The sequence below is a fragment of the Macrococcoides bohemicum genome, assembly GCF_003259675.1.
GTDB lineage: Bacteria > Bacillota > Bacilli > Staphylococcales > Staphylococcaceae > Macrococcoides > Macrococcoides bohemicum.
Map to the genome: position 1 here is coordinate 99,908 of NZ_PZJG01000005.1, position 16,768 is coordinate 116,675.

The 16,768-nt window shown below is 36.1% G+C and carries 13 protein-coding genes and 2 pseudogenes; all 15 read left to right on the top strand.

The genetic code is table 11. The annotated features are described in order from the left end of the window. The first annotated feature begins 33 nt into the window (after positions 1-33). The 15 genes and pseudogenes from BHX94_RS09140 (at position 34) to BHX94_RS09205 (ending at position 16,768) form a co-directional block, all read left to right on the top strand. A complete protein-coding gene (locus tag BHX94_RS09140; RefSeq protein WP_111746074.1) occupies positions 34-4,335 on the top strand; it encodes a PolC-type DNA polymerase III in 4,302 nt (1,433 codons plus the stop codon). A gap of 113 nt (positions 4,336-4,448) precedes the next feature. Beyond that, on the top strand, positions 4,449-4,916 hold the full coding sequence (rimP, locus tag BHX94_RS09145; RefSeq protein WP_111746081.1) for a ribosome maturation factor RimP: 468 nt from the start codon (positions 4,449-4,451) through the stop codon (positions 4,914-4,916). 13 nt (positions 4,917-4,929) lie between these two features. Continuing rightward, positions 4,930-5,994: a transcription termination factor NusA gene (gene nusA / locus BHX94_RS09150; protein WP_096076705.1), complete on the top strand. Its 1,065-nt coding sequence runs from the start codon at positions 4,930-4,932 to the stop codon at positions 5,992-5,994. 8 nt (positions 5,995-6,002) lie between these two features. After that, positions 6,003-6,290, top strand: coding sequence for an RNase P modulator RnpM (rnpM, locus tag BHX94_RS09155; protein ID WP_096076704.1), 288 nt, complete (start codon positions 6,003-6,005; stop codon positions 6,288-6,290). Continuing rightward, the gene (locus BHX94_RS09160) at positions 6,287-6,619 is read left to right on the top strand and encodes a YlxQ family RNA-binding protein (RefSeq protein WP_096076703.1); all 333 of its coding nucleotides are present in this window, start codon (positions 6,287-6,289) and stop codon (positions 6,617-6,619) included. Before rnpM ends, BHX94_RS09160 begins: the two co-directional genes overlap by 4 nt. After that, positions 6,612-6,786: pseudogene (locus BHX94_RS13205) on the top strand (translation initiation factor IF-2 N-terminal domain-containing protein); the annotation flags it as partial. The gene BHX94_RS09160 and the pseudogene BHX94_RS13205, both read left to right, overlap by 8 nt. A gap of 194 nt (positions 6,787-6,980) precedes the next feature. Beyond that, positions 6,981-8,810 (top strand): annotated as a pseudogene (gene infB / locus BHX94_RS09165) (translation initiation factor IF-2); the annotation flags it as partial. Positions 8,811-9,050: 240 nt separating this feature from the next. Further along, on the top strand, positions 9,051-9,947 hold the full coding sequence (locus BHX94_RS09170; RefSeq protein ID WP_111746085.1) for a nuclease-related domain-containing protein: 897 nt from the start codon (positions 9,051-9,053) through the stop codon (positions 9,945-9,947). Between the two features lie 325 nt (positions 9,948-10,272). Continuing rightward, entirely contained in the window at positions 10,273-10,617 is a 345-nt protein-coding gene (gene rbfA, locus BHX94_RS09175; protein WP_096076700.1) for a 30S ribosome-binding factor RbfA, read from the top strand. Positions 10,618-10,674: 57 nt separating this feature from the next. Continuing rightward, positions 10,675-11,574 carry a tRNA pseudouridine(55) synthase TruB gene (gene truB / locus BHX94_RS09180; RefSeq protein ID WP_111746087.1) on the top strand — a complete coding sequence of 300 codons (900 nt, stop codon included), beginning with the start codon at positions 10,675-10,677 and terminating at the stop codon, positions 11,572-11,574. A 65-nt stretch (positions 11,575-11,639) separates the two neighbouring features. Further along, positions 11,640-12,584 carry a bifunctional riboflavin kinase/FAD synthetase gene (locus BHX94_RS09185; protein WP_111746089.1) on the top strand — a complete coding sequence of 315 codons (945 nt, stop codon included), beginning with the start codon at positions 11,640-11,642 and terminating at the stop codon, positions 12,582-12,584. Positions 12,585-12,697: 113 nt separating this feature from the next. Next, a complete protein-coding gene (gene rpsO / locus BHX94_RS09190; RefSeq protein WP_096076678.1) occupies positions 12,698-12,967 on the top strand; it encodes a 30S ribosomal protein S15 in 270 nt (89 codons plus the stop codon). Positions 12,968-13,087: 120 nt separating this feature from the next. Beyond that, complete coding sequence (pnp, locus tag BHX94_RS09195) at positions 13,088-15,196, top strand: polyribonucleotide nucleotidyltransferase (protein ID WP_111746091.1); 2,109 nt, start codon at positions 13,088-13,090, stop codon at positions 15,194-15,196. A gap of 60 nt (positions 15,197-15,256) precedes the next feature. Continuing rightward, the gene (locus BHX94_RS09200; RefSeq protein WP_111746093.1) at positions 15,257-16,450 is read left to right on the top strand and encodes a M16 family metallopeptidase; all 1,194 of its coding nucleotides are present in this window, start codon (positions 15,257-15,259) and stop codon (positions 16,448-16,450) included. Between the two features lie 63 nt (positions 16,451-16,513). Next, on the top strand, positions 16,514-16,768 hold the full coding sequence (locus BHX94_RS09205) for a hypothetical protein (protein ID WP_111746095.1): 255 nt from the start codon (positions 16,514-16,516) through the stop codon (positions 16,766-16,768).

Here is a 16,768-nt window from a genome sequence, read left to right on the forward strand (position 1 = left end):
TCACGCTTTTCATTTTTGATAAGGTGGTTACTCATGACGTTAACACACACAGAAAAATTTAATGTATTACTTACGCAATTGGGTATTACAGACCTATTTGAAGATATTCATAACGGTGAATTATCTCGTATCGATATTTCAAAGGAAGAACGATTATGGCACATGCATTTTACATTTGAAACACATTTGCCATTTGTGCTCTATAATATGTTACAAACCAAACTTCATGAACACTTTTCACATATCGCTAATGTCAGCTTTGAAATAAAGGTTAAAGATGACACATATTTAACGGATCGTATTCGTGAATATATTCCTTATGCAATCGATCAGACAGAGATGAGTCCAAGCTTAAAAGGACAGTTGAAACAAAAGTTGTTTAATTTTTCAGGAGATGTACTTAAGTTTCAGGTTGTTAATGAAATTGAACAGAAGCATTTTGAGAAATCATGTAACGGCAAATTAATGGCGGCGTTCAAACAGGCAGGATTTCAGTTATCTCAGATTATCTTTGAAATTAGTGATGAAGATCAACTCCGTGAACTTGCTTCTCTTGAGGCACATATACAGGAAGAAGAAGCACAACAAAGCGTGCTTCTACGCGAAAAGATGGTTGAGCGAGAGAAACAGAAAGCAGAAAGTGTATCTGAAGAGATTACACATTGTTCTATCGGTAAAAAGATTCAGGTAGAAACGATTAAACCGATTGAATCAATTATTGAAGAAGAGTTTAAAGTTGCTTTAGAAGGGGTTATCTTTGATATTGAAATTAAAGCACTTAAAAGTGGTCGACATATCGTTCAGCTAAAGATAACGGATTATACAGATTCTCTAATACTAAAGATGTTCACCCGTAAAGGTAAAAATGATCTGGATCATCTTTCATCATTAAAAGTTGGTGATTGGGTACGTGCCCAGGGACGTATCGAGCAAGATACATTTATTCGTGACCTTGTGATGATGATGAGTGATATTGAAAAGATAAATAAAGCTTCGAAACAAGATAAGTCAGAAAATAAGCGAGTTGAATTTCATTTACACACAGCGATGAGTCAAATGGATGGGATTACTCATATTAGTAGATATGTTGATCAGGCAGCGAAGTGGGGTCATAAAGCAATTGCAATTACAGATCATAATGGATGTCAAGGTTTCCCGGATGCCCATGCAGCAGCAAGTAAAGCAGGCATTAAAATGATTTACGGAATAGAAGGTATGCTGGTTGATGATGGCGTGGCAATTGCATATAAACCCCAGGATATAGACTTAAAGACAACGACGTATGTTGTGTTTGACGTTGAAACTACCGGTCTTAGTTCTCAATATGATAAAATTATTGAACTTGCAGCAGTAAAAGTTAAAGATGGGGAAATTGTTGATAAATTTGAACGCTTTAGCAATCCTGGTGAACGTTTGAATGAAACGATTAAAAATTTAACTGGTATCACAGATGATATGTTAGTCGATGCACCACCGATAGAAGAAGTATTGAATGACTTTAGAGATTTTGTTGGTGATGCCATCTATATCGCGCATAATGCAAGCTTCGATATGGGCTTTATCGATACAGGATTTGAACGTTTAGGTTATGGTGCGACGACAAATGGTGTTATTGATACGCTGGAATTATCAAGAACGATCAATACTGAGATGGGTAAACACGGTTTAAATTTTCTGGCCAAAAAATATGGCGTAGAATTGACGCAACATCACAGAGCGATATATGATGCAGAAACAACAGCACATATCTTCGTAAAGATGTTAAAACAAATAGAGCAGCTTGGTGTTACAAATCATAACGAAATTGATGCTAAACTTTCAAATCAGGATGCTTACAAACGTGCGCGTCCGATGCATGTCACTTTAATTGTACAAAATCAGACAGGCCTTAAAAATTTATTTAAGATTGTCAGTGAATCGATGGTCAATTATTTCTATCGAACACCACGTATTCCAAGATCGCTTCTTATGGAGAATCGAGAAGGTATATTAGTGGGGAGTGCGTGTGATAATGGTGAAGTATTTACTGCGGTGATGCAAAAAGATCAGGAAGAAGTTGAACGCATTGCTAAATTTTATGACTTTTTAGAAGTTCAACCAAAAGCATTGTATCAACATTTATTGGAAAAAGATCTTATTCGCGATAATGAAACAATGGAAGAAATTTATGATCGTATAATCCGAGTTGGTGATAAATTAAATATTCCGGTAATCGCAACCGGAAATGTACATTATCTGTATGAACATGAAAAGCCTGCGCGTGAAATATTAATTGCATCTAATCCAGGTAATCCTTTAAATCGACAAACTTTACCGGATGCACATTTCAGAACAACTGATGAAATGCTTGATGATTTTCATTTTCTAGGTGAAGAGAAAGCTTTTGAGATTGTTGTAACGAATACGAACGATTTAGCAGATGCTATTGATACTGTTATCCCGATTCGTGATGAATTGTACACGCCAACGATAGAAGGGGCAAATGAAGAGATACGTGAAATGAGCTATAATCGAGCGCGTAGTATTTATGGAGATGATTTACCTGAAATCGTTGTAGCTAGACTTGAAAAAGAACTGGATAGTATTATCGGTAATGGGTTTGCCGTTATCTATTTAATTTCACAAAAACTTGTTAAGAAATCACTAGATGATGGATATCTCGTTGGTAGTCGTGGCTCTGTAGGTTCAAGTTTTGTAGCTACGATGACAGAAATTACGGAAGTTAATCCTTTACCACCCCATTATATTTGTCCGAAATGTAAATCGAGTCATTTCTTTGAAGATGGTAGTGTAGCAAGTGGATTTGACTTACCGGATAAAAATTGTCCGGAATGTAACGTTCCATATATTAAAGAAGGACAAGATATTCCGTTTGAAACTTTCTTAGGATTTAAAGGGGACAAAGTTCCCGATATCGATTTAAACTTCAGTGGAGAATATCAGCCGATCGCGCATAACTATACGAAAGTACTTTTCGGAGAAGATAAAGTATTCCGCGCCGGGACAATAGGTACGGTTGCTGAGAAAACAGCATTTGGATATGTTAAAGGCTACCTGAATGATTCTGGTATTCATAAACGTGGGGCTGAAATCGATCGTTTAGTGAAAGCATGTACCGGTGTAAAACGTACAACCGGACAGCATCCAGGTGGTATTATCGTTGTACCTCAAAATATGGATATCTACGACTTTACGCCGATTCAATATCCAGCTGACCAACAGGATTCAGCATGGCGAACAACACATTTTGATTTCCATTCAATTCATGACAATTTATTAAAGCTTGATATATTAGGACACGATGATCCTACGATGATTCGTATGTTACAGGATTTATCTGGCATGGATCCAAAGACGATACCAGTCGATGATAAAGAGACGATGAAAATATTTTCTAGTCCAGAGTCATTAGGAGTAACTGAAGATGATATTTTATGTAAGACAGGAACGCTTGGTGTACCTGAATTCGGTACGGGGTTTGTAAGACAAATGCTAGAGGATACGAAACCTTCGTCATTTAGTGAACTGGTACAAATTTCAGGGTTATCACACGGTACGGATGTATGGTTAGGGAATGCTCAAGAACTCATTAAATCAGGCACTTGTGATTTATCAAGTGTAATCGGTTGTCGTGATGATATCATGGTATATTTAATGTATGCAGGTCTTGAACCTTCACTTGCCTTTAAAATAATGGAATCCGTGCGTAAAGGTAAAGGACTTACTGAAGAGTTTGAAGCTGCGATGATTGAGAATAATGTACCTGCCTGGTATCTGGATTCATGTAAAAAGATTAAGTACATGTTCCCGAAAGCCCATGCAGCAGCATATGTTTTAATGGCGGTGCGTATTGCTTACTTTAAAGTACACCATCCATTATTCTATTATGCAAGTTACTTTACAGTAAGAGCATCTGACTTTGATTTAATTACAATGGTTAAAGATAAACATACGATTAAATCGACTGTAAAAGATTACTATGCACGTTATCATGATCTGGGAAAAAAAGAAAAAGATGTACTGACTGTCTTAGAGATTACAAATGAAATGGCACAACGTGGATTTAAGGTGCAACCTATTTCACTGGAAAAAAGTACAGCCTTTGAATTTATTATTGAAGGTGATACATTAATTCCACCATTTATTGCTGTCCCGGGACTTGGTGAGAACGTAGCAAAACGTATCGTTGCAGCACGTGATGAAGGACCATTCCTATCAAAAGAAGAATTAAACAAAAAAGCTGGCGTCTCACAAAAGATTATTGATTATCTTGATGAATTGGGTAGTTTAAATGATATGCCGGATAAAGCACAGCTATCAATATTTGATTTATAATCATTTGAGTTATGCACCAATATGTGCTATCATTACATTGTTAAAGAAAATACTCTACAAGCGAAAAGAGTGGGATATCCCGCTCTTTTCTTAAGTTTTGTGAGGAGGATTATATGTCAAAGATAACTGAACGTGTAGAAGAGATTGTTGCACCTATTGTTCAATCATTAGGATTTGAGCTGGTAGATGTAGAATATGTTAAAGAAGGCCCTGATTATTATTTGCGTATTGCAATTGATAAGCCAGGTGGCATCGATATCGCTGACTGTGCACTAGCGAGTGAGCATATTAGCGAAGTGATGGATAAAGAAGATCCTATAACAGAAGCTTATTTTATGGATGTTTCTTCACCTGGTGCTGAACGTCCACTTAAGAAAGAAAAAGACTACGAAAATGCTGTAGGAAATAATATTTACGTAAAACTATATGAACCGATTGCTGGCGATAAAGAGTGGATAGGTATTTTAGAACAGTATAACGAGGATTTCATAACGATAAATGCAAAGATAAAGACACGAACGAAAACGATTGAAATTGACCGTAAAAAAATAGCAAAAATTCGTCGTGCTGTCGTTTTATAATTTGGAGGGAAACATGAATAAAAATAATGAATTATTAAATGCAATTGATTACCTTGAAAAAGAAAAATCAATTCCAAGAGAAGTTTTAATTGAAACAATAGAAGCTGCATTAATTACAGCATATAAAAAGAACTATAATTCAGCGAACAACGTTCGTGTTGAGTTAAATATGGATAACGGAGCTTATCGCGTTTATTCACGTAAAGATGTTGTTGAAGAAGTAATGAATCCACGTGATGAAGTAAGTTTAGAGATGGCTTTAGAGTCTAATCCAGCTTATGAAGTTGGCGATATTTATGAAGAAGATGTAACACCTAAAGATTTCGGTCGCGTCTCAGCACAAGCAGCAAAACAAGCGGTAATGCAACGATTACGCGACGCTGAACGTGGTATTTTATACAACGAGTTTATCGATAAAGAAGATGATATTATGACTGGTATCATTGACCGCGTCGATCATCGTTATGTGTATGTAACTTTAGGTAAAACGGAAGCGGTATTATCTGAAGCTGAACGTAGTCCGAATGAAGAATATCGTCCAACTGAACGCATAAAAGTTTATGTGAATAAAGTAGAACAAACAACTAAAGGACCTCAAATCTTTGTATCTCGTAGTCATCCTGGTTTATTAAAACGATTATTTGAACAAGAAGTTCCGGAAATTTTTGATGGCACTGTTATAGTTAAATCTGTTGCGCGTGAAGCAGGCGACCGTTCTAAGATTAGTGTGTTCTCGGAAAATCCTGATATCGATGCTGTAGGTGCATGTGTAGGTGCAAAAGGTGCACGTGTTGAAGCGGTTGTTGAAGAATTAGGTGGCGAGAAGATTGATATCGTTGAGTGGAGTGGTGATACAAAGACATTCGTTAAGAATGCTTTAAGTCCATCTCAAGTCGTTGATGTTTTAGTGGATGAAGCTAATCAATCAACGACTGTAATCGTACCAGATTATCAATTATCTCTTGCTATTGGTAAAAAAGGTCAAAATGCGCGTTTAGCTGCAAAACTGACTGGCTGGAAAATCGACATTAAATCTGAGACAGATGCAAAAGAAGCAGGCATTTATCCAGTAGAATAGGTGACATTATGAAACAAAAAAAGATACCTATGCGCAAATGTATATTAAGCAAGGAAATGAAACCGAAAAAAGAAATGATACGTGTTGTTAAGACGAAAGAAGATGAAATCTTTGTTGATTCGACAGGTAAACAAAATGGCCGTGGTGCATATGTTTCGATGGATTTAGAAGTTATAGAAGCTGCACGTAAAAAGAAGAAACTTGAGCAATTCTTTGAGAGCGATACTGAACGTCTCAATCCTATATATGATGAAATTATTCGTTTAATATATCGGGAAATGATACCGAAACGATGAATAATCAAGATAAATTATTTAATTTACTTGGTCTTGCGATGCGTGCACGCAAACTTGCCACTGGCGAAGAACTTGTCATCAATGAAGTGAGAAATAAGAAATGTAAACTTGTAATACTAGCGACTGACGCTGGACCAAATACGACAAAAACTGTTACGAATAAATGTAATTCGTTTAATGTGCCGCTCGTGCAGCACGGAACGCGTTATGAGTTAGGATATGCGATTGGTAAGGCCGAACGGGTTACAATCGGTATCCTGGATGCTGGATTTGCAAAATCTATCCAAACGCTCATTCGTAACATCAATGAGGAGAGAACCTATGATTAAAAAGAGAATATATGAATACGCAAAAGAAGTTAAATTAAAAAGTAAAGATATCATTGATGAACTGAAAAAAATGAATATCGAAGTAACAAGCCATATGCAGGTGATTGAAGATAAAGAAATTAGTGCATTAGATAAAATCTTTAAAAAAGATCAGGTGAAAGCTGAACAGAAGGCTGAAAGTAAACCTGCAGAAAAAGTTGAGCCGAAAAAAGAACAACCGAAACAAGAGACGAAACCTGCAGCGAAACCTGCAGCTAAGCCTGCTGACAAACCAGCTAATAAGCCAGCTCAAAAACCGCGTCATAACAATAATCACCGACCAGGTAGCAATAACAAACCAGGAACAGGCGGTCCCAACCGTAATAAAAAAGGTAAAGGTAAAGGTAATCCGAAACCAGCACCAGTCGAACAAGCACCTGTAGTTAAAGAAACACCTTCTAAGATTACTTATGAAGAAGGTATTACAGTTGGAGAACTTGCTGAAAAATTAAATAAAGATGCATCTGAAATTGTTAAACATTTATTTATGGTTGGTATTATGGCGAACATCAACCAAGGTTTAAATCAAGATGCGATTGAATTAATCTGTGATGAATATGGTGTTGAAGCTGAACTTGAAGTTGTAGTTGATGCAACAGATTTAGAAACTTATTTCGAAGATGTTGATGCAAATCCTGAAGATATTATTGAAAGACCGTCAGTTGTAACGATTATGGGTCACGTTGACCATGGTAAAACAACGTTACTTGACTCTATCCGAAACACACGTGTTACTGCTGGAGAAGCTGGTGGAATCACACAACATATTGGTGCATACCAAATTGAGAATGAAGGTAAGAAGATTACCTTCTTAGATACACCTGGACATGCTGCGTTTACAACGATGCGTGCACGTGGTGCCCAAGTAACGGATATTACAATTTTAGTGGTTGCTGCAGATGATGGTGTTATGCCACAAACTGTTGAAGCGATTAACCATGCCAAAGCTGCTGAAGTGCCTATTATCGTAGCAGTTAATAAAATCGATAAACCAACAGCTAACCCAGATCGCGTAATGCAGGAATTAGGTGAACACGGATTATATCCTGAAGACTGGGGTGGAGATACAATCTTCGTGCAGTTATCAGCGATTAAAGGTGACGGAATTGATGAATTGTTAGAAATGATCTTACTTGTTTCAGAAGTAGCAGAATTAAAAGCAAATCCTAAACGTACTGCAATCGGTACAGTTATCGAAGCAGAGTTAGATAAATCACGTGGACCAGCTGCATCATTATTAGTTCAGGATGGTACACTTGAAATTGGTGATTCAATTGTTGTAGGTAACACGTTTGGGCGTGTACGTGCAATGGTTAACGATTTAGGTAAACGTATTAAATCTGCAGGACCATCTACACCAGTTGAAATTACTGGTTTACAAGATGTACCTTTAGCGGGCGATCGTTTTGTAGTATTCAAAGATGAAAAACGTGCACGTCGAATCGGTGAAGCACGTCAACAACAAAACATCTTAGCACAACGTCAGGAAAGTCAAAAAGTTTCATTGGATAATTTATTCGAACAAATTAAACAAGGTGAAATGAAAGACTTAAACGTAATTATTAAAGGTGATGTTCAAGGTTCAGTAGAAGCTTTGGCAGCGTCTTTAATGAAGATTGATGTAGAAGGCGTTAACGTACGTATTATTCATACAGCCGTTGGTGCAATCAATGAATCAGATGTTACTTTAGCATCAGCATCAAACGGTATCATTATCGGATTCAACGTACGTCCGGATGTAAATGCGAAACGTGCAGCTGAAGCTGAAGGCGTAGATATGCGTTTACACAGAATTATCTACAAAGTAATCGAAGAAATCGAACAAGCGATGATCGGTATGTTGGATCCTGAATATGAAGAGAAAGTGATTGGACAAGCTGAAGTACGTCAAACAATCAATATTTCTAAAGTAGGTACGGTAGCAGGTTCTTACGTAACAGAAGGTAAGATTACACGTGATTCTCAAGTACGTATCATTCGTGACGGTATCGTTGTATATGAAGGTCAAGTTGATGCGTTGAAACGTTTCAAAGATGATGTGCGTGAAGTCGCTCAAGGTTACGAATGTGGTATCACAATCGAAAATTTCAACGACGTTAAAGAAGGCGACATCTTCGAAGCATTTATTATGGAAGAGATTAAGCGTAAATAATTACTTTTTGGCACTCACAAATAATTGTGAGTGCTTTTTTTGTTTGAGAAAATTTAATTATTTTTATGCACATTTTATGAATAATATGCTGCAGAAAATCATTTTCTGTTAAAAAATTTTGTAGAATATTAATTATTGTAGTAATTTTGAATATTCTTGTATAAAAGTACGATAAAGTATACATTTTAGGCTGTTTGCATGCTCAGTAATTATGTTTTATATTCATTTTGAGGTGATAACTTGTTTATAAAAACTGCCGTCAAACAACCACAGCTTGAATATTTAGAAGAAGTTCATGGACGTATACATATGCCTGAATCTGATAGACGAAAATATTTCAATTTAAAATTGGGTTTTGAAGGTGAAAAGAAGGTTTATAATTTTCTGAATCAATTTAAGCAAGGTGTTTGTATTTGGGATATTCGACTGGATATTTACGGAGAGATACAATTTGATTTCTTTGTCATAGTTAATGGTATTATTTTTATATTAGAAATAAAAAATTTTTACGGAAACTATACATATAAAGATGGCAACTTGAAAAGTGAAAGTGGTTATGTTTGTCGAGATGTATTTTCTCAGGCAAGTAATGAACGAGATAAATTTGAAGCGTTTTGTTATGAACAAAACATTCATTATAAAATTATTAATGAAGTCGTATTTGTTAACGATACTTTCAAAGTGATCAATGATGTGAAAGATATTAAATTCAATAATATGTCTGATATTGAAAATCTAGCTAAATATATGTGTAGTTTCAATATTACCGATGAGGACATTGCGATTGGTGAATTGATTGTTAAACATCATATTGAGCAATCGAAAAATGAACAGAAATATTTTTATCCTTATGACAAAATGACTCGTGGGTTAAAGTGCCCAGAATGTCATAGATTTCTGGAAGTGAATCGCACTGTGAAGAAAAAAGTAAAATGCAGATGCGGGCATGTAATGGCTAAATCTGAAGCTATACTAGAATCATTTAGAAAAATCGAAATGCTGAAAAGGGACAGTGTCAGTGTGAGTGAAGTAGGTGAGTGGGTTGACTGTAATCCATCAGGCATTCGAAAATTATTAGGAGAAAATTTTATTAAAATAGGTACAAATAAGAACAGGAAATATAAAACTATTAAATAATAAGTCAGATGCTAGCGACAAACCAGAAATATCGCTAGCAACCTGTAATATAATGTTGGAATTGTATAGATGCTAGCGACAAACCGGAAATATCGCTAGCAACCTGTAATATAATGTTGGAATTGTATAGATGCTAGCGACAAACCGGAAATATCGCTAGCAACTGTCAAAATAATGTTGGAATTGTATAGATGCTAGCGACAAACCGGAAATATCGCTAGCACCTCAGTGCCCACTTTCCTTGTAACCACCCCTTCAATTGACATCAACTGGCTACCCACGTATAATTGACACTATTCAATAGATACAAATGAGGTGAAAATATATGAGTTTAAGAAGTGAACGTGTTGGTCAACAAATGAAGAAAGAAATCAGTGAGATCATCAACCAGAAAATCAAAAATCCTAATGTTGGATTCGTTACAGTTACTGAAGTAGAGGTTACTGGCGATTTATCAATTGCTACTGTGTATGTAACAGTTCTTGGTGAAGAGCGTGAGCGCAAAAAATCTCTGGAAGCTTTAGAAAAATCTAAAGGTTTCATTAAATCAGAGATTGCACATCGTATGGACTTACGTATCGTACCTGAACTAAAATTCCAGTACGACGAGTCAATCGATTACGGTAACAAAATCGAGCGTATGTTAGCTGATTTAAATAAAGGACATTAGACCAAACACACTTTTTCATGTAAACTATTCTAGAGTTTACTGAAAGGGTGTTTTTTTATGGATGGTATTATAGCAATTAATAAACCGCGTGGTATGACAAGTCACGATGTGGTGTTCAAACTACGTAAAATTTTAAAGACAAAAAAAGTTGGACATACAGGTACACTGGATCCTGAAGTAAATGGGGTGTTACCGATTTGTATTGGGCGTGCGACACGAGTCAGTGATTATATGATGGATTCAGGTAAAACTTACATCGCTGAAATCACACTCGGTACACAGACGTCGACTGAAGACCAGACAGGTGAGGTTATCGCCACTAATATAATAGAAGAAAATCAATTTTCTACAACCCAGATCGACGCTGTACTTTGGCAACTCACTGGTGAAATTGAACAGACACCACCGATGTATAGTGCTGTAAAAGTCAATGGTCGTAAGCTGTATGAATATGCCCGTGAAGGTAAAGTGATTGAGAGACCTTCAAGAAAAGTAAAAATCAGCAACATCACGCGTACGACAGAACTAACGTACCATGATGATCAAGTTACATTTGAAATTATCGTGAAATGTGGAAAAGGTACTTATATTAGAACACTTGCAACACAAATTGCGGAAGCACTACAAACAGTAGGTCATATGTCTAAACTTACGCGTACTGAAAGTGGTGGATTTACGCTTGAACAAAGTTATACTTTAGAAGCACTACAAGAGATGCCACTTGAATCTATCAAGTCACTTCTACATCCATTGGAAAAGGGGCTAATGCATCTTCCGCATCATGAAGTAGACGCACAAACTGCACAACGTATTATGTGGGGACAAAAATTAAAAGATACCACACCGCCGCTTACTGAAGAAACTGTAATGACACATAATGAAAAGGCGCTAGCAATCTATATGCCACATCCGGAATATTCAAATGTAATAAAAGCACGTAAAGTTTTTACAGATTGAGCAATACACGCACGAACGAATACAAAAAATGCTACACTAAAGAAAAACAAATTCAGAGGTATATGATGATAACAATAGAAATGAACCACCCAATAGCATCGCATTATAATCATCCGGAATTAGCTTTAGCTATCGGTTTTTTTGATGGCTTACATTTAGGGCATCAATCAGTAATCAATGAAATGATAAAAATTGCAGAACAAAAAGGCTTAAAAAAAGCAGTCATGACATTTGATCCACATCCATCCGTGGTACTGAATCCAGAAAAAAAGCGTACTGATTATTTAACGCCATTACAGGAAAAGAAAAATATTTTAGAGAAAATGGGTATCGATTATTTATTTATCGTACCGTTTACTTCGTCATTTGCAAAAATGGAAGAACGTACCTTTATTCAGGATTATTTTACACGTAATAAAGTGAAACATGTTATTGCAGGCTTTGACTTTACTTATGGAAAATTCGGTAAAGGTAATATGCTTAAACTTGATGCAGACAAAGACGGCTTTGATGTGACTGCTGTACCGAAACTTGCAATTGACAACGAAAAAATTTCAACTACACAAATTCGTGAAGATTTACAAAAAGGGGACATCAAACATGCCAATGCACAACTTGGTCGAGTATATAAAATTACTGGCCTGGTCGTTCAGGGAGAGAAACGTGGACGCACAATTGGGTTCCCAACTGCAAACGTTATGCCAAATGAAGAATTTGTACTTCCAAGACTAGGGGTATACGCAGTTACTTTAAAACGTGAATCAACAGGAATAACATATCAGGGTGTTTGTAATATTGGTGTTAAACCGACATTTCACGATCCTGAAAAATCCCAAGTTTCGATTGAAGTGAACATCTTTGATTTTAATGAATCTATTTACGGTGAACGCGTTGAAGTAGAGTGGCATGACTTTATTCGTCCTGAGCAAAAGTTCGACGGTATTGATGCATTAATCAACCAAATCAATCAGGACAAACAAACCGCAATTGAAATATTAGCAAATTTATAACTTGAAACTTTTTGGAAACATGATATAATTATCAAGTACCTTTCCTTGGTATTGAGACGCTCCGACTGATACTCGGGTTATGGTGTAAATTAAATTATAGGAGGCTACTAATAATGGCTATTACTCAAGAACGTAAAAATGAAATCATCGCACAATACCGTGTACACGAAACTGATACTGGATCTCCAGAAGTGCAAATCGCAGTTTTAACTGCTGAAATCAATGCTTTAAACGAGCATTTACGTACGCACAAAAAAGATCACCATTCTCGTCGTGGATTATTAAAAATGGTAGGTCGTCGTAAAAACTTATTAACTTATTTACGTGAAAACGATGTTCAACGTTACCGTGAATTAATTAAATCATTAGGTTTACGTCGTTAATTTTTAACACAAAGAGCACAAATGAATTTGTGTTCTTTTTTTTATGCAATTTGTGACAATATAACCACTGTCGTGGTATGATTAAAGATATATGCTAAGAGCTAAGAGAGGAAGATATGAATGTCTCAAGAGAAAAAAGTATTTACAACGGAATGGGCTGGCCGTCCATTAACAATCGAAACAGGTCAACTTGCAAAACAAGCGAATGGTGCAGTACTTGTGCGCTATGGTGATACAGTCGTATTATCAACTGCAACTGCAAGTAAAGAACCGAGAGATGTGGATTTCTTCCCATTAATGGTAAATTATGAAGAAAAATTATACGCTGCAGGAAAGATTCCAGGAGGCTTTAATAAGCGAGAAGGTCGTCCTGGTGAAGATGCAACTTTAACATCTCGTCTAATTGATAGACCGATTCGTCCTTTATTCCCGAAAGGTTACAGAAACGATGTTCAGGTTATTTCAATTGTAATGAGTGTTGATCCGAACAACTCACCAGAAATGGCAGCAATGATTGGGTCTTCTATGGCACTTTCAGTTTCTGATATTCCTTTTGAAGGACCGATTGCTGGCGTAAACGTTGGTTTAATTGATAATAAATTTATTATTAATCCGAATGTAGAAGCGCGCGAACAATCAATTTTGGACTTACAAGTTGCTGGACATTTTGATGCGGTGAACATGGTAGAAGCAGGTGCTAAGGAAGTAACCGAAGAAAAAATGTTAGAAGCTATTATGTTTGGACATGATGAAATTAAAAAGTTAGTGACTTTCCAAAAAGAAATTATCGCTGAACTGAATCCAGTGAAAAAAGAATTTGTTCCTGTTGAAACTAATACTGAAGTTGAAGAAGCTGTAACAAAGCAAGCTGAAGCATTAAATTTAGCTGCAGCAATTCAAACACAGGAAAAGCAAGAACGTGAAGAACGTATTACTGCGATTAAAGTACAAATTGTTGAAAACTTCCAGGAACAAGGGGAAGAAGCTATCGCGATCGTTAATAAAACATTTGATGCTTTAGTTAAAGCTGAAGTGCGTCGCCAAATTACAGAAGATAAAGTACGTCCAGATGGTCGTCGTCCTGATGAAATCAGACCATTATCTTCTGAAGTAGGTCTGTTACCTCGAGCACACGGTTCTGGTTTATTTACACGTGGTCAAACACAAGCGTTCTCTATTGCAACTTTAGGTGCATTGGGTGAACATCAAATTATTGATGGTCTTGGTGTAGAGGAAGAAAAACGCTATATGCATCATTATAATTTCCCGAACTTCTCAGTTGGTGAAACAGGTCCAGTGCGTGCACCTGGACGTCGTGAAATAGGTCATGGTGCTTTAGGTGAACGTGCTTTATTACAGGTAATTCCTGATGAGAAGGAATTCCCATACACAATCCGTGTTGTTTCAGAAGTATTAGAATCAAACGGTTCAAGTTCTCAAGCCTCAATCTGTGGATCTACTTTAGCGTTAATGGATGCTGGTGTTCCTATTAAAGCACCAGTAGCTGGTATTGCTATGGGACTAGTAAAAAAAGATGAACATTATACCATTTTATCTGATATTCAAGGTATGGAAGATGCATTAGGAGATATGGACTTTAAGGTGGCAGGTACATCTAAAGGTATTACTGCAATCCAGATGGATATTAAAATTGATGGGTTATCAGAAGACATTTTACGTGAAGCTTTAGAACAAGCACGTATCGGTCGTCTGCATATTATGGAACACATGTTATCTACAATCAGTGAACCAAGCGCTTCACTGAGCCCATATGCGCCGAAAATTAAAATCATTCATATCAATCCAGATAAAATCAGAGATGTTATTGGACCAGGTGGTAAGAAAATCAATGAAATCATTGATGCAACTGGTGTTAAATTAGATATCGAACAAGACGGCACTGTATTTATCGGCTCAAGTGATGAGGAAATGATCGCTAAAGCACAGGAATTAATTGAAAATATCGTGCGTGAAGCTAAAGTTGGTGAAATTTATATGTCGACAGTGAAACGTATTGAGAAGTTCGGTGCTTTCGTTGAAATCTTCCCAGGTAAAGATGCACTTGTTCATATTTCACAACTTGCAAAAGAACGTGTCAATAAAGTTGAAGATGTGATTAAGATGGGAGATCAGTTCTTAGTAAAAGTCACTGAAATAGATAAACAAGGTCGTGTGAACGCATCTCGTAAAGTTTTACTTGAAGAAGAAACTAAAAAAGAAGAAAAATAAGCAATTATGAGACTACCGCTTTTGCGTTAGTCTCATATTTTTAGAAATTGAGGGTTATATTTGGAACAAAAAATATTAGAAAATCAATTGAAAGTAGTACATCATAATACTTCGATGCAAATTGTCCATATTGCTATGTATATTAAGGTGGGTACAGCTGATGAGACGAATTATCCAAATGGTATCGCGCATTTCATAGAACATATGCTATTTAAAGGTACAGAACGTTATCCTTTTAAATTGTTAGCTGAATCGATTGATGCAATTGGTGGTGAGGTTAATGCCTATACTACGAAAACATATACTTGCTATTCTATTAAAACGTTAAAACGTTTTGAACAAAAAGCGATTGATATATTAAAGGAAATGTTGTTTTATGCAACATTTGATGAAGAAGAACTTGAAAAAGAACGTCTTGTCATCCTTGAAGAAATAAAAATGATTGAAGATGATGATGAAGAAAATGCATTTGAACGTTTTGAAACAATTTTATATAAAGATACGCCTTATAATACGCCAATCTTAGGAACTGAAACATCTGTAAAAGCAATCACGCAAGATGACTTAAAACGTTTCTATCAAGCTTTCTACCAGCCGGATAACATGATCATGTCATATGTAGGAAACGATGTTGAATATATATATGAAGTCTTTCAAATTGAAGGTAAACGGACTACTGAACAAAAACGTCAGACATTTAATATGAATTCTTGCACAGTGACGCAGTATAAAGCTGGTCTGGAACAAGCCCATGTCATATTAGCCCATCCGGCTGTTGGTTATCGTGATGAAGCCCAACCCGTGTTTGAAATTATCAACAATTTATATGGTGGATCAATGACAAGTATGCTGTTTAGAAAGCTACGAGAAGAAGAGGGTTTATGCTATAGTTTATATTCTTCAGTAGATAGTTATTACTCAGGCGGCGTACTTTACACTTATTTCGCGACGGATAATGATAACGTACAGAAATGTATATCGATTATTGATGAAATACATGCAACACTCGTTAACGGTATTGATCAGGAACTTTTAGATAAAACCAAGCAATATTTAATTACTAATCTGCATATGAATCTTGATTATGATGGGGCAATTTTAGAACATATGGGGAAAAGTATGTTACTCTATGACAAAATCATCGATATCGCTGTGATTGAAGCACAAATCAATGCAGTAACATTAGAACAGGTAAACAAGACACTACAAATATTTAAATATTCGAATGCGTCATATCAATTACTACCGCAATAATTGGCAAGTAATAAATTTAACGGTATAATATAAATGTAAACGTATACAAGGAGATGAAAAGTAATGGTATTTGACAAAATTCAAGTGAATGGTCAGGAATTTAAAACAGATGGTCGATTTTCAGTAGATGAAGAATTATTAAAAATCTCAACTGCGAATGGTGATGTCGGTTTATTATTCAAACAAATTGAAGCTACAAGTGAGCCTGTAGAAGTGGTTCTTTTCAAAGGGGAAACAGACCGTTACCATTCAAAAGATTTAAAGTTGACGCACTACACAGTAGCTGGTGGAGATTTTAAGATGGAATTACTAAAATAA

What these genes read in the sequence shown, in the direction of transcription:
- BHX94_RS09140 (WP_111746074.1), top strand. Translation starts at nt 34, where the DNA reads ATGACGTTAACACACACAGAAAAATTTAATGTATTACTTACGCAATTG.
- rimP (WP_111746081.1), top strand. Translation starts at nt 4,449, where the DNA reads ATGTCAAAGATAACTGAACGTGTAGAAGAGATTGTTGCACCTATTGTT.
- nusA (WP_096076705.1), top strand. Translation starts at nt 4,930, where the DNA reads ATGAATAAAAATAATGAATTATTAAATGCAATTGATTACCTTGAAAAA.
- rnpM (WP_096076704.1), top strand. Translation starts at nt 6,003, where the DNA reads ATGAAACAAAAAAAGATACCTATGCGCAAATGTATATTAAGCAAGGAA.
- BHX94_RS09160 (WP_096076703.1), top strand. Translation starts at nt 6,287, where the DNA reads ATGAATAATCAAGATAAATTATTTAATTTACTTGGTCTTGCGATGCGT.
- rbfA (WP_096076700.1), top strand. Translation starts at nt 10,273, where the DNA reads ATGAGTTTAAGAAGTGAACGTGTTGGTCAACAAATGAAGAAAGAAATC.
- truB (WP_111746087.1), top strand. Translation starts at nt 10,675, where the DNA reads ATGGATGGTATTATAGCAATTAATAAACCGCGTGGTATGACAAGTCAC.
- BHX94_RS09185 (WP_111746089.1), top strand. Translation starts at nt 11,640, where the DNA reads ATGATAACAATAGAAATGAACCACCCAATAGCATCGCATTATAATCAT.
- rpsO (WP_096076678.1), top strand. Translation starts at nt 12,698, where the DNA reads ATGGCTATTACTCAAGAACGTAAAAATGAAATCATCGCACAATACCGT.
- pnp (WP_111746091.1), top strand. Translation starts at nt 13,088, where the DNA reads ATGTCTCAAGAGAAAAAAGTATTTACAACGGAATGGGCTGGCCGTCCA.
- BHX94_RS09205 (WP_111746095.1), top strand. Translation starts at nt 16,514, where the DNA reads ATGGTATTTGACAAAATTCAAGTGAATGGTCAGGAATTTAAAACAGAT.